This window comes from Achromobacter sp. 2789STDY5608621 (assembly GCF_001299375.1).
GTDB lineage: Bacteria > Pseudomonadota > Gammaproteobacteria > Burkholderiales > Burkholderiaceae_B > Achromobacter > Achromobacter insuavis.
In genome coordinates this window covers 36,285-49,971 of the sequence record NZ_CYTU01000009.1, presented here as the reverse complement: position 1 = coordinate 49,971, position 13,687 = coordinate 36,285, and the positions used below count along the sequence as shown (strand labels likewise).

Here is a 13,687-nt window from a genome sequence, read left to right as displayed (position 1 = left end):
CGCTGGCCGCGTTGTTATTCGTGTTCGACCGCCTCTATCCCCTGCCTGCCATCGACTCCGGCGGCGCGGCCGTGGTGGTCGCCGCCGACGGCACGCCGCTGCGCAACTATCCCAGCCGCGACGGCATCTGGCGCTACCCGGTCAAGCCCGACCAGGTGTCGCCGCACTACCTCGATACCCTGCTGACCTACGAGGACCGCTGGTTCTACTGGCACCCCGGGGTCAATCCGGTGTCGCTGGCGCGGGCCGGCTGGCAATGGGCCACCAACCGCCGCATCGTCTCGGGCGGCTCGACCCTGACCATGCAGGTGGCTCGCCTGATCGACCCGCAGCTGGCCGGCAAGCCGTCGCGCTCGATGAGCGCCAAGCTGCGCCAGGCCTGGCGCGCGGTGCAGCTGGAAATGCACTACAGCAAGGACGAGATCCTGTCGCTGTACCTGACCCACGCGCCCATGGGCGGCATCGTCGAGGGCGTGGAAATGGGCTCGCGCCTGTGGCTGGGCAAGCCGGCGCGCGATCTCAGCCCGGCCGAGGCCGCCATGCTGACCGCCTTGCCACAGGCGCCGTCGCGGCTGCGGCCGGACCGCCATCCCCAGGCCGCGCAGACCGCGCGCGACAAGGTGCTGGACCGCATGGTGGAACTGGGCCGCTGGACGCCCGCCGAGGTGGCCGACGCCAAGATCGAGCAGGTGGTGGCGCCGCCGCTGCGGGCCCGCTGGCTGGCGCCGCTGGCCGCGCAGCGCCTGTTGCAGGAGGCCGGCCGCCCGGCGGCCGGTTCGCGCCGCCCCGGCAGCCGCCCGCCGCTGCTGACGTCGACCCTGGACGCCGACATGCAGGCCGCGGTCGAGCGCATGCTGCTGGACCGGGTCGACAACCTGCCGCCCAAGGTCTCGATGGCGGTGCTGGTGATGGACAACGACTCCCTTGAGGTCAAGGCCTACGCCGGTTCCGCCGACTTTTCCGATGATTCCCGATACGCGCACGTGGATATGGTGCGCGGGGTGCGTTCGCCCGGCTCGACCCTCAAGCCGTTCCTGTACGCGCAGGCCCTGGACGACGGCCTGATCCACTCGGAAAGCCTGCTGATCGACGCGCCGTTGTCGTTCGGCGGCTACGCTCCGGGCAATTTCCAGGCGGCGTTCTCCGGGCCGGTGAGTGTGGCGCAGGCGCTGCAGCGCTCGCTCAACGTGCCGGCGGTGGACCTGCTGGACCGGGTCGGACCCACCCGTTTCGCCTCGGTTATGCTGACGGGCGGGGTCTGGTTACGTTTGCCCGCCGGCGCCGAGCCGAATCTGAGCTTGATTTTGGGCGGGGGCGGCACCACATTGGAAGAACTGGTCGGCGCTTATCGGGCCCTGGCCCGTGGCGGCATCTCCGGGCGTCCGCGCCTGCGGCCGGAGCAGCCGCGGGTCGAGTCCCGTATGATGAGTGCTGGCGCGGCCTGGATCGTGCGCGACATCCTGGAAGGCGGCGGCCACCCGGACCGGCCCTTTTACCAGTCGGGCAGTCCGGCCCGGCAACTGGCCTGGAAAACCGGGACGAGTTTCGGATTCCGGGACGCCTGGGCCGTCGGAGTGACCGACAGCTGGACGATCGGGGTCTGGGTGGGCCGTCCCGACGGCACGCCCAATCCCGGGTTTTTCGGTGCGAATGTGGCGGCGCCGCTACTGCAGGACATCGTGGCGGCGTTGCCGGAAGGCGCCCAGCACGTGCGCATGCGGCCTGCCTCGGTACAGGCGGTCGTGACGTGCTGGCCGCTGGGTTACCGGCTGGGCAGCGTGCCGTCCGGGGAATGCCCCGAGCAGCGCGCGGCCTGGGCCCTGAATGACACGGTGCCGCCGTCGTTCGCCGGCTACGCCGATGCCACGCAGGGGCCGTTGCGCCTGGGTGGCGTGGCCACCGGCTCGGTGCTGCGGCCCGTGCCGGGCAGCACGCAGGTGTCGGTGGATGTGGATGTGCAGGGCGCTGAGGGTGAAGTATGGTGGATGCTCGATGGTCGCGTGGTGGGTCATGCCGCGTCGAGTCGTCCGTTTAATCTGGTGCTGACGCGGGACGGGCGGTATACGTTGACCGCCATGGACGCGCAAGGCCGCCACGACAGCGTGGTTTTTGAAATCGCTGGCGTTACGCCCTGATCGGCATAGAATATGAATCGTGTATTTGACCGCTTCGATGCGTTACGGAGGAAGCGTGATTTCCCAAGAGCTTGAAGTCAGCCTGCATATGGCTTTCGTCGAGGCCCGTTCGGCCCGGCACGAATTTATTACCGTCGAGCACCTGCTGCTGGCGTTGCTCGACAACGCTTCCGCGGTTGAAGTGTTGCGCGCCTGCGCCGCCAATCTGGATGACCTGCGCCGCAACCTGCGTCAGTTCGTTTCGGAAAACACGCCGGTGATCCCCAGCGGCGCGGAAGTCGACACCCAGCCCACGCTGGGTTTCCAGCGCGTGATCCAGCGCGCGATCATGCATGTGTCCGCGGGCGGCACCGGCAAGAAGCCGGTCACCGGCGCGAACGTGCTCGTGGCCATTTTTGGCGAAAAGGATTCGCACGCCGTGTACTACCTGCAACAGCAGGGCGTCACGCGGCTGGATGTGGTGAATTTCCTGTCGCATGGCATTACCAAACAGCCACAGGTGGAGTCCGCCGCCGTGCAGAAAGAGCAGCAAACCAATGGTGAAGAGCAGGGCGAATCGCGCCAGTCGCCGCTGGACCAGTATGCGACCGACCTGAACGCCGCGGCGTTGGCCGGCCGCATCGATCCGCTGATCGGGCGCGAGCACGAAGTCGAGCGCGTGATCCAGGTGCTGTGCCGCCGCCGCAAGAACAACCCGCTGCTGGTCGGCGAGGCCGGCGTGGGCAAGACCGCCATCGCCGAGGGCCTGGCCTGGCGCATCACGCGCGGCGAGGTCCCCGAGATCCTGCAGGCCGCGCAAGTGTTCGCGCTGGACATGGGCGCGCTGCTGGCGGGCACCAAGTACCGCGGTGATTTCGAGCAGCGCCTGAAGGGCGTGCTCAAGCAGATCCGCGGCAATCCCGACGCGATCCTGTTCATCGACGAAATCCACACGCTGATCGGCGCCGGTTCGGCCTCGGGCGGCACGCTGGACGCCTCCAACCTGCTCAAGCCGGCCCTGTCCTCGGGCCAGCTCAAGTGTATCGGCGCCACCACGTATACGGAATACCGCGGCGTCTTCGAGAAAGACCACGCGCTGTCGCGTCGCTTCCAGAAGATCGACGTGCCGGAACCCAGCGTCGAGCAGACCGTGCAGATCCTGCGCGGCCTGAAGAGCCGCTTCGAGGAACACCACAACGTCCGCTACTCGGCCGCCGCGCTGTCGGCCGCCGCGGAACTGTCGGCGCGCTTCATCAACGACCGCCACCTGCCGGACAAGGCCATCGACGTGATCGACGAGGCCGGCGCCGCGCAGCGCCTGCTGCCGCGTTCGCGCCAGAAGAAGGTGATCGGCAAGGTCGACATCGAGAACATCGTTTCCAAGATCGCGCGCATTCCGCCGCAGTCCGTCTCCAACGACGACCGCAGCAAGCTCGCCACGCTCGACCGCGACCTCAAGACCGTGGTGTTCGGCCAGGACAACGCCATCGAGGCGCTGTCGGCCGCCATCAAGATGGCGCGCTCGGGCCTGGGCAAGCCGGAAAAGCCGATCGGCGCCTTCCTGTTCTCCGGCCCCACCGGCGTCGGCAAGACCGAAGTCGCGCGCCAGCTGGCCTTCACGCTGGGCGTGGAGCTGCTGCGTTTCGACATGTCCGAGTACATGGAACGCCACGCGGTGTCGCGCCTGATCGGCGCGCCGCCGGGATACGTCGGCTTCGACCAGGGCGGCCTGCTGACCGAGGCCATCACCAAGCAGCCGCACTGCGTGCTGCTGCTTGATGAAATCGAAAAGGCCCACCCGGACGTCTTCAACATCCTGCTGCAGGTCATGGACCACGGCACGCTGACGGACAACAACGGCCGCAAGGCGGACTTCCGCAACGTCATCCTCATCATGACGACCAACGCGGGCGCCGAGACCTTGAACCGTCCGTCCATCGGCTTCGCCAATTCGCGCGTGGTGGGCGACGAGATGGCGGAAATCCGCCGCATGTTCACGCCCGAGTTCCGCAACCGGCTGGATGCGATCATCCCGTTCGCGCCGCTGGACCGCGAGATCATCCTGCGCGTGGTCGACAAGTTCCTGATGCAGCTCGAAGACCAGCTGCACGAGCGCCGCGTCGAAGCCGTGTTCACCACGGCCCTGCGCGAGCACCTGGCCAAGGAAGGCTTCGATCCGCTGATGGGCGCGCGACCGATGCAGCGCCTGATCCAGGACACCATCCGGCGCGCGCTGGCCGACGAGCTGCTGTTCGGCAAGCTGGTCGATGGCGGCACCGTCACGGTGGACCTGGACGAGGCCGGCAAGGTCACGCTCGATTTCGACGACCACGGCAAGCCGCCGTCGGCCGCGCCCGACAAGCAGGAAGTCGAGCTAGTCGAATAGGCCCATGAGCAGCGCGGAGAGCCAGCCGCTGATCGAGTGCGAACACTGCGCAAGCATCTATCGCCGACATCAGCTCGAACCTGGCGAGACCGCCAATTGCGCCCGCTGCGGCACCATACTCTGGCGCTACAGCGGGCTTACTTTGTCCAATTGGCTGGCACTCGCCATCGCCGCGCTGATCATCTTTGGCGTGGCCAACGCCTACCCGGTCGCCTCGATGTCGGTGCAGGGCATGGTGCAGCAGGCCTCGCTGCTGGATGCCATCGGCATCACCTGGCGCCAGGGGCATTACGCCGTGGCGATCATGACCGGCCTGGCGGGTTTCGTGCTGCCGCTGTTCCAGTTGACGTTGTTGCTGTGGGTGCTGGGCCCTTTGTCGCGCGGCGCCGAGCCGGCCGGATTCCGTGGCGCGATGCGCCTGCTGGGCCTGTTGCGGCCCTGGTGCATGGTGCCGGTGTTCCTGCTGGGCGTGCTGGTCGCGGTGGTGAAACTGGCCGGCATGGCCGCGGTCTCGCCCGGCATCGGCCTGATCGCCTTTGGCATCCTCACCATTTTCCTGACCATGCTCGGCCGCCTCTCGCCGCACGTGCTGTGGCGCTATGCCGAAAGCGACGGCGTGGTGCCGGTGCACGTGCCCGAGGCGGGTCCCGGCGTGGTGCTGACGGGCTGCCATGTCTGCGGCCAGGTGCAGGCCGTGGCGCACGCGGAAGACGCCGAGGCCGAGCACCACTGCGTGCGTTGCCACGCCGTGGTGCATTACCGCAAGCCCGACCATCTGGCCCGCACCTGGGCGCTGTTGCTGGCCGCCGTGGTGTTCTATATTCCCGCCAATGTGCTGCCGGTGATGAAGGTCAGCTCGGTGCTGGGCGACAGCGCCCACACCATCCTGGGCGGCGTGGTGGAACTCTGGGACATGGGTTCCTGGGACATCGCGCTGATCGTCTTCATCGCCAGCGTGGCCGTGCCGCTGACCAAATTGCTGGCGCTGATTTTGTTATTGTTGACCGAGCAGTGGCGCAGCACCACCAACCTGCGCCCGCGCACCCGGCTGTACCAGATGGTCGAGTTCATCGGCCAGTGGTCGATGCTGGATGTGTTCGTGGTGATTCTGCTGGCGGCCCTGGCCGATTTCCAGGGCCTGATGGAAATCAGCGCCGGCGCGGGCGCGGCGGCGTTCGGCGTGGTCGTCATCCTGACCATGCTGTCCGCCATGAGCTTCGATCTGCGCCGCAGCTGGGACCTGGAAGCAGCGGGTGAATTGGACGACCCGGAACCGGCCGCGGGCCGGCGTCCGGCGTCCGCCGCTGGCGCGCAAGCAGGTTGACGCCAGCACGATTGCGGCGCGTGGGCGGGAACGCCGCGCGCCGTTCAAAGAAGAAAAGGAAAACCGATGTCCGACCAAGCACCTGGATCTGGTGAAGAGAAGTACGCGTCACCCACGATCTCGCGCAAGCGCAAGAGCCGGATTTCATGGATCTGGCTGGTGCCGATCGTCGCGGCGCTGATGGGCCTGTCGCTGGTGGTGCGGACCTGGATGCAGGCCGGTCCCGACCTGTCGATCGAATTCAATACCGCCGAAGGGCTGGAAGTCGGCAAGACCCAGCTGCGCTACAAGGACGTGAACGTCGGCACCGTGCGCTCGATCGGCTTCAATGCCGACCGCAGCAAGGTGGTGGTCAACGCCGAGCTGTCCAAGGACGTGGCCGACCTGGCGCGCGAGGGCACCAACTTCTGGGTGGTGCGGCCGCGCCTGGACGTCAGCGGCGTGTCGGGCCTGGGCACCTTGCTGTCGGGCGCCTACATCGGCGTGGACGCGGTCGAGGGCAAGGATGCGTCCAAGAAGGCGACCAAGCTGCACTTCGTCGGCCTGGAGACGCCGCCCGCCGTCACGCATGATCGCGCCGGCAAGCGCTTCAAGCTCAAGGCGGCGGACCTGGGTTCGCTGGACATCGGCTCGCCGGTGTATTTCCGCCGCATCAACGTCGGCCGCGTGATCGGCTATGCGCTCGACAAGACCGGCAACGCGGTCAACGTCGAAGTGTTCGTGGACGCGCCCAACGACAAGTTCGTCACCAACGGCACGCGTTTCTGGAACGCCAGCGGCGTGGATTTCAGCGTCAATGCCGAAGGCCTGAAGGTGCGCACCCAGTCGCTGGTCTCGATGGCCGTGGGCGGCGTGGCCTTCGAGCCGGTCTACAGCGTGCGCGACGCCAGCACGCCGGCGCCGGCCGACGCGCACTTCGAACTGTATGCCACCGAGGCGGCGGCCAAGGCCAACCCCGATGGCGAGGCCTTCCCGATCCGCATGCGCTTCGACCAGTCGATCCGCGGCCTGGCGGTGGGCGCGTCGATCGACTTCTCGGGCATCACGCTGGGCAATGTCACGCAGATCAACATGGACTTCGATCCGGTCAGCAAGCGTTTCTACGCGCTGGTGGACGCGACGCTGTATCCGGAACGCCTGGGCCGCGTCTACGAAGACGTGCGCGAACACGCCATCAAGGACGGCGACGAGGCTGGCGGACGCCTGCTCGGCATCATGATCAAGCACGGCCTGCGCGCCCAGTTGCGCACGGCCAACCTGTTGACGGGCCAGCTGTACGTGGTGCTGGACGACTTCCCCAACGCCAAGCCGGTGGAGTTCAAGATGTCCAACCCGGCCTTGATCCCGACCGTGCCGGGCAACCTCGACCAGTTACAGCAGCAGGTCAGCAACATCGTCGCCAAGATCGACAAGATCCCGTTCGACAAGATCGGCGAGGACCTGCGCACCACGCTGGCCAGCACCTCCAAGCTGATGAACCGCCTGGACAAGCAGGTGGCGCCGGAGGCGCAGAACGTGCTCAAGCAGGCGCGCGATTCCATGGCCAGCCTCAACGCCCTGGTGGCCTCGGACGCCTCGCTGCCGGTCAACGCCGAAAAGGCCATGCAGGAACTGAGCCGCGCCGCCCGCTCGCTGCGCGCGCTGGCCGACTTCCTGCAATCGAACCCCGAAGCGCTGCTGCGCGGCCGCGGCAGCGACCCGATCCCCGGCGCCGGCCCCGTCAGGAACTGAACCCATGACCCATATCCGTTTCCGTCCCGTCCGCGCCGCCGCGCCGTCCCTGCGCCGCGGGTTGGCCGTGCTGGCCCTGCCGCTGCTGCTGGCCGCCTGCGCCTCGTCGCCGCCGGTCCATTACTACACCCTGCAGGGGCCGGCGCCCCAGGCGCTGGCCGTGCCGCGCGCGGCGGCGCCGTTCCTGCTGGAAGTGCAGGGCGTCAACGTGGCGGCGCAGGCCGACCAGCCGCAACTGATGGTCCGCACCGGCGACGGCAGCGTGGCGGCGCTGTATTCGGAGCGCTGGAGCTCGCCGCTGGGCGACGAGATCCGGGGCGCCTTGTCCGATGCCCTCAAGCACGACCTGGGCGCGCTCGATGTGCAGGTGGTCAAGCCCGGTCCGTCCGCGCCGCTGTGGCGGGTGCAGACCGACGTGCAGCGCTTCGACCTGGTGTCGGGCCGCATGGCGCAGCTGGACGCCACCTGGCGGGTGCGGCCGGTCAACCTCAAGGGCAACGGCCTGCTGTGCCGCAGTGTCGTCACCGAAACCGTGTCCGAGGCCGGCGTGCCGGCGCTGGTCGCGGCGCAGCAGCGCGCGGTGGCGGCGCTGGCGGGCGCGATGGCATCCGCCATCCGCGGCCAGACGCCGGACAGCGCCGGCGCGGTGCAGATGCTGGGCTGCTCGCCGCTGCCCGAATCCGGCAAATAAAAAGGGACGGGCAGGATACCAAAACCTGCCGTGATCTCAACCGGTTAACCCCTAGGGTTAACCTTAATACAAAGCCGGTTGCAACCTGACTAGCATACGGTCCTACCGATGCCGGGCCCCCTTGCGGGCCCGGTGTGACCTCTGCCATGCGACAGGAAGCAATCTCTTATGGCCAGCACCACCCTCGGCGTCAAGGTCGATGACGCGCTGCGCGACCGCCTGAAGGCCGCCGCGCAAAAACTCAATTGCACGCCCCACTGGCTGCACAAGCAGGCGATCCTCGCCTACCTGGACAAGATCGAGCGCGGCCACCTGCCGGCCGAGATGTCCCATCTGGGCGGCGAAGAGGGCGGCGATGAAGAGGGCGGCGAACAGCAGGCCGCCGCCACGCCACCGTTCTACGAATTCGGCCAGGACGTGCAACCGCAATCGGTGCTGCGCGCCGCCATCACCGCCGCCTACCGCCGCCCCGAGCCGGAGTGCGTGCCGCTGCTGCTGGGCCAGGCCCGCATGCCGAACCTGGAAAAGGTCCACGCGGTTGCCACCGATCTGGTCAAGAAGCTGCGCGGCAAGCGCACCGGCGGCGGGGTCGAGGGACTGATCCAGGAGTTTTCTCTGTCGAGCCAGGAAGGCGTGGCGCTGATGTGCCTGGCCGAGGCGCTGCTGCGCATTCCCGACCGCGCCACGCGCGATGCGCTGATCCGCGACAAGGTTTCCCGCGGCGACTGGAAGTCGCACATGGGCGGTTCGCAGTCGCTGTTCGTCAACGCCGCCACCTGGGGCCTGATGATCACCGGCAAGCTGGTGGCCGTGAGCAGCGAACAGTCGCTGTCCAAGGCGCTGACGCGCCTGATCGGCAAGGGCGGCGAGCCGCTGGTGCGCAAGGGCGTGAACATCGCCATGCGCATGATGGGCGAGCAGTTCGTGTCGGGCCAGACCATCTCCGAGGCGCTGGCCAACAACCGCAAGATGGAAGGCCGCGGCTTCCGCTATTCCTACGACATGCTGGGCGAGGCCGCCACCACGGCCGAGGACGCCGACCGCTATTACGCCTCGTACGAGCAGGCCATCCACGCCATCGGCAAGGCCGCCGCCGGCCGCGGCATCTATGAAGGCCCGGGCATTTCCATCAAGCTGTCGGCGCTGCACCCGCGCTATTCGCGCGCCCAGCGCGAGCGCGTCATGGCCGAGCTGCTGCCGCGCGTGAAGGCGCTGACCATCCTGGCGCGCAGCTACGACATTGGCCTGAACATCGACGCCGAAGAGGCCGATCGCCTGGAGATCTCGCTGGACCTGCTGGAGGCGCTGTGCTTCACGCCCGAGCTGGAAGGCTGGAGCGGCATCGGCTTCGTCATCCAGGCCTACCAGAAGCGCGCGCCGTTCGTGATCGACTACGTCATCGACCTGGCCCGCCGCAGCCGCCATCGCGTGATGGTGCGCCTGGTCAAGGGCGCCTATTGGGACAGCGAGATCAAGCGCGCCCAGGTCGACGGCCTGGAAGGCTATCCGGTCTACACCCGCAAGGTCTACACCGATGTGGCCTACCTGGCCTGCGCCCGCAAGCTGCTGGGCGCGCCGGAAGCCGTGTACCCGCAGTTCGCCACCCATAACGCCTACACGCTGGCCGCGATCTACCAGCTGGCCGGCCAGAACTACTACCCGGGCCAGTATGAATTCCAGTGCCTGCACGGCATGGGCGAACCGCTGTACGACGAGGTGGTCGGACCGCTGGCGCAGGGCAAGCTGAACCGCCCCTGCCGCATCTACGCCCCGGTCGGCACGCACGAAACGCTGCTGGCCTACCTGGTGCGTCGCCTGCTGGAGAACGGCGCCAACACCTCGTTCGTCAACCTCATCGGCGACGAGAGCATTCCGGTCGAGACGCTGGTGGCCGATCCGGTCGAGGCCGCCTCGCGCATCGTGCCGCTGGGCGCGCCGCACGAGAAGATCCCGCTGCCGCGCGAGCTGTACGGCAATCCGCAGCAGGGCGCGCGCGCCAACTCCGCCGGCCTGGACCTGAGCAACGAACACCGCCTGGGCTCGCTGTCGGCCGCGCTGCTGACCAGCGCCGCCACGCCCTGGCGCGCCGCGCCCATGCTGGGCGAGGGCGATGGCGCCTGGGACATGGCCCGCGCCATCGAAGTGCGCAATCCCGCCAACCTGCGCGACGTGGTCGGCCATGTCATCGAGGCCAACGGCGAAGAAGCCGAGGTGGCCCTGCGCGCCGCCGCCAACGCCGCGCCCATCTGGCAATCGACCCCGGTGGCCGAGCGCGCGCAATGCCTGCGCCGCGCCGCCCAGTTGCTGGAAGAGCAGATGCAGACCCTGCTGGGCCTGATCGTGCGCGAGGCCGGCAAGTCGCTGCCCAACGCCATCGCCGAAGTGCGCGAGGCGGTGGACTTCCTGCGCTACTACGCCGACCAGGCCGACCGCGAATTCAGCAACGACACGCACCGCCCGCTGGGCACCGTGCTGTGCATCAGTCCGTGGAATTTCCCGCTGGCCATCTTCACCGGCCAGGTCGCGGCCGCGCTGGCCGCCGGCAACACCGTGCTGGCCAAGCCCGCCGAGCAGACGCCGCTGATCGCGGCGCAGGCGGTGGCGATCCTGCGCGCCGCCGGCGTGCCGCCCGGCGCGGTGCAACTGCTGCCGGGCCGCGGCGAGACCGTCGGCGCGCAACTGGTGGCCAGCCCCGGCGTGCGCGGCGTGATGTTCACCGGTTCCACCGACGTGGCGCGCATCATCGCGCGCACGCTGGCCGACCGCCTGGACGATGACGGCCACACCATTCCGCTGATCGCCGAGACCGGCGGCCAGAACGCCATGGTGGTGGATTCGTCGGCGCTGTCCGAGCAGGTGGTGTTCGACGTGCTCAGCTCGGCCTTCGATTCGGCCGGCCAGCGCTGCTCGGCGCTGCGCGTGCTGTGCGTGCAGGAAGACAACGCCGATCACGTCCTGACGATGCTGCGCGGCGCGATGCGCGAGCTGAGTGTGGGCAACCCGGACCGCTTGTCGGTCGACGTCGGCCCGGTCATCGACACCGAGGCACGCAACGGCATCCAGCGTCACATCGACACGATGCGCACGGCGGGCCACCGCGTCGACCAGGTCGAGCTGAACGGCGAATGCCGCCACGGCACCTTCGTGGCGCCCACCATCATCGAGATCGACCACATCAGCGAGCTGACCCGCGAGGTGTTCGGCCCGGTGCTGCACGTGGTGCGCTACGCCCGCGACGAGCTGGACGCGTTGCTGGACGCCGTCAACGGCACCGGCTACGGCCTGACGTTCGGCGTGCACACCCGCATCGACGAAACCATCGCCCACGTGACTGGCCAGGTCCACGCCGGCAACGTCTACGTCAACCGCAACATCGTCGGCGCCGTGGTCGGCGTGCAGCCCTTCGGCGGCGAGTGCCTGTCGGGCACCGGTCCCAAGGCTGGCGGCCCGCTGTATATGTACCGCCTGCTGGGCACGCGCCCCGAGGGCCTGCCGCCGGCGCTGGACGCGGCGGCGCCGCTGCCGCAGCGCATCGCGCTGCCGGGCCCCACGGGCGAGACCAACACCTATCTGGTCGAGCCGCGCGGCGCGGTCTATTGCGTGGCCGCCACCGAGGCCGGCGCGCGCGCGCAGTGGTCGGCGGCGCGGCTGACCGGCAACCACGCCTGGTTCGCGGATACGCCCGCGGCGCAGGCGCTGCTGGCCACGCTGGATGCCGAGCAGCAGGGCCAGGCGGGCATCCTGGCGGATGCCGAGGTCGACCAGGCCGATTACCAGGCGGTGCTGTTCGAAGGCGACGGCGACGCGCTGCGCGCCCTGAATCAGCGCATCGCGCAGCGTCCCGGCGCGATCCTGGCGGTGCACGGCCTGACCTCGGACGCGCTGGCGGCCGGCGTCTCGTATGTGCCGGAGCGCCTATTGACCGAGCGCTCCATCAGCGTCAACACGGCCGCGGCCGGCGGTAACGCCAGCCTCATGACCATCGGCTGAGGGTGACCGAGGGGTAACCCTTGGGAAACCAAGGGTTATCTCCAATATCTCGTGAGGTTGCACTGGAAGCAAAATCCGGTCGCACCTGAAGTTCGATTGTGGCAACCCGGCAATCGCACTCAAATAGAAAGACCTGGCCCAAAAGCCCAGGTATAACAAAGCCACATCCGACATACCGGAGGATTCCAATGAAGTTTCGCACCACTTTGAAGCTTGTCGCCGCCAGCATCGCCGCCGTCGGCATGGCCGCCGCCGCGCAGGCCGCCGACATCAAGTTCGGCTTTGCCGCGCCCCTGACCGGTCCCCAGTCGCACTATGGCGAGGACATGCAGAACGGCCTGAACCTGGCGCTGGAAGAAGCCAACAAGAAGGGCATCAAGATCGACGGCCAGCCGGCCAAGTTCGTGCTGGTGTCGCGTGATGACCAGGCCGACCCGCGCGTCGGCGTGCAGGTGGCGCAGCAGCTGGTCGACGAGAATGTCGTCGGCATCCTGGGCCACTTCAATTCGGGCACCACGATCCCCGCGTCGCGCGTCTACCACGAAGCCGGCCTGCCGCAGATCGCCATGGCGACCTCGCCCGAGTACACCAAGCAGGGCTACGAAACCACCTTCCGCATGATGACCAGCGATACCCAGCAGGGCGCCGCGGTCGGCAAGTTCATGGTGCAGAGCCTGAAGGCCAAGAAGGTCGCCATCATCGACGACCGCACCGCCTATGGCCAGGGCCTGGCCGACGAGGTCGAGAAGGCCGTCAAGGCCGCCGGCGGCCAGGTGGTGCGCCGCGAGTACACGACCGACAAGGCCAACGACTTCACGGCTATCCTGACCAACATCAAGGGCTCGGCGCCCGACGCCATCTTCTACGGCGGCCTGGACGCCCAGTCCGGCCCGATGAAGCGCCAACTGGCCACGCTCGGCCTGAAGTCGCCGCTGGTTTCGGGCGAAATGACCCGCAGCGACACCTTCATCAAGCTGGCTGGCGACGCCGCCGACGGCACCTTCGCCTCGCTGGCCGGCGTGCCGCTGGACAAGATGGCCGCGGGCAAGGACTTCGAGCAGCGCTACCAGGCCCGCTTCAAGAAGGCCCCCGGCGTCTACGCGCCCTACGCCTATGACGGCGCCTGGAACATGATCAGCGCCATCGAAGCCGCCGGCTCGGCCAAGCCCGAGAAGTACCTGCCGGAACTGGCCAAGCTGAACCGCAAGGGCGCGACCAGCGAGCACATCGCCTACGACAAGAACGGCGATCTGAAGGAAATCTCGGTCACCATCTACGAAGTCAAGAATGGCAAGTGGGAGATGGTTGAAACGATGGTCAGCCAGGCCAACTAAGGCCGCCTGACCCGGCCAGGACGCGGCGCCGCCGCGCCTGGCCATCTTGACCCCGCGCGCGCCGCCCGGCGCGGCGGCGATTTGCGCGAAGGCGGCCCCCGGGCCGCGCCGCATCCG

General features: G+C 68.2%; 7 protein-coding genes. All 7 read left to right on the top strand.

Translation table 11 applies throughout. The features are described from left to right. Positions 1-2 precede the first annotated feature (2 nt). The 7 genes from pbpC to AOZ53_RS11670 all read left to right on the top strand — a co-directional run bounded on the left by pbpC (position 3) and on the right by AOZ53_RS11670 (position 13,570). The gene (pbpC, locus tag AOZ53_RS11700; RefSeq protein ID WP_054487876.1) at positions 3-2,135 is read left to right on the top strand and encodes a penicillin-binding protein 1C; all 2,133 of its coding nucleotides are present in this window, start codon (positions 3-5) and stop codon (positions 2,133-2,135) included. Between the two features lie 55 nt (positions 2,136-2,190). Continuing rightward, positions 2,191-4,500: an ATP-dependent Clp protease ATP-binding subunit ClpA gene (gene clpA, locus AOZ53_RS11695; RefSeq protein ID WP_054415980.1), complete on the top strand. Its 2,310-nt coding sequence runs from the start codon at positions 2,191-2,193 to the stop codon at positions 4,498-4,500. Positions 4,501-4,504: 4 nt separating this feature from the next. Beyond that, entirely contained in the window at positions 4,505-5,824 is a 1,320-nt protein-coding gene (locus AOZ53_RS11690) for a paraquat-inducible protein A (RefSeq protein WP_054487874.1), read from the top strand. A 66-nt stretch (positions 5,825-5,890) separates the two neighbouring features. Then, positions 5,891-7,555 carry a PqiB family protein gene (locus tag AOZ53_RS11685; RefSeq protein ID WP_054475442.1) on the top strand — a complete coding sequence of 555 codons (1,665 nt, stop codon included), beginning with the start codon at positions 5,891-5,893 and terminating at the stop codon, positions 7,553-7,555. Positions 7,556-7,559: 4 nt separating this feature from the next. After that, complete coding sequence (locus tag AOZ53_RS11680) at positions 7,560-8,246, top strand: PqiC family protein (RefSeq protein ID WP_082385608.1); 687 nt, start codon at positions 7,560-7,562, stop codon at positions 8,244-8,246. Positions 8,247-8,414: 168 nt separating this feature from the next. After that, positions 8,415-12,236: a trifunctional transcriptional regulator/proline dehydrogenase/L-glutamate gamma-semialdehyde dehydrogenase gene (putA, locus tag AOZ53_RS11675; RefSeq protein WP_054430091.1), complete on the top strand. Its 3,822-nt coding sequence runs from the start codon at positions 8,415-8,417 to the stop codon at positions 12,234-12,236. A gap of 188 nt (positions 12,237-12,424) precedes the next feature. Continuing rightward, positions 12,425-13,570: a branched-chain amino acid ABC transporter substrate-binding protein gene (locus AOZ53_RS11670; RefSeq protein WP_054430089.1), complete on the top strand. Its 1,146-nt coding sequence runs from the start codon at positions 12,425-12,427 to the stop codon at positions 13,568-13,570. The last annotated feature ends 117 nt before the right edge of the window (positions 13,571-13,687 follow it).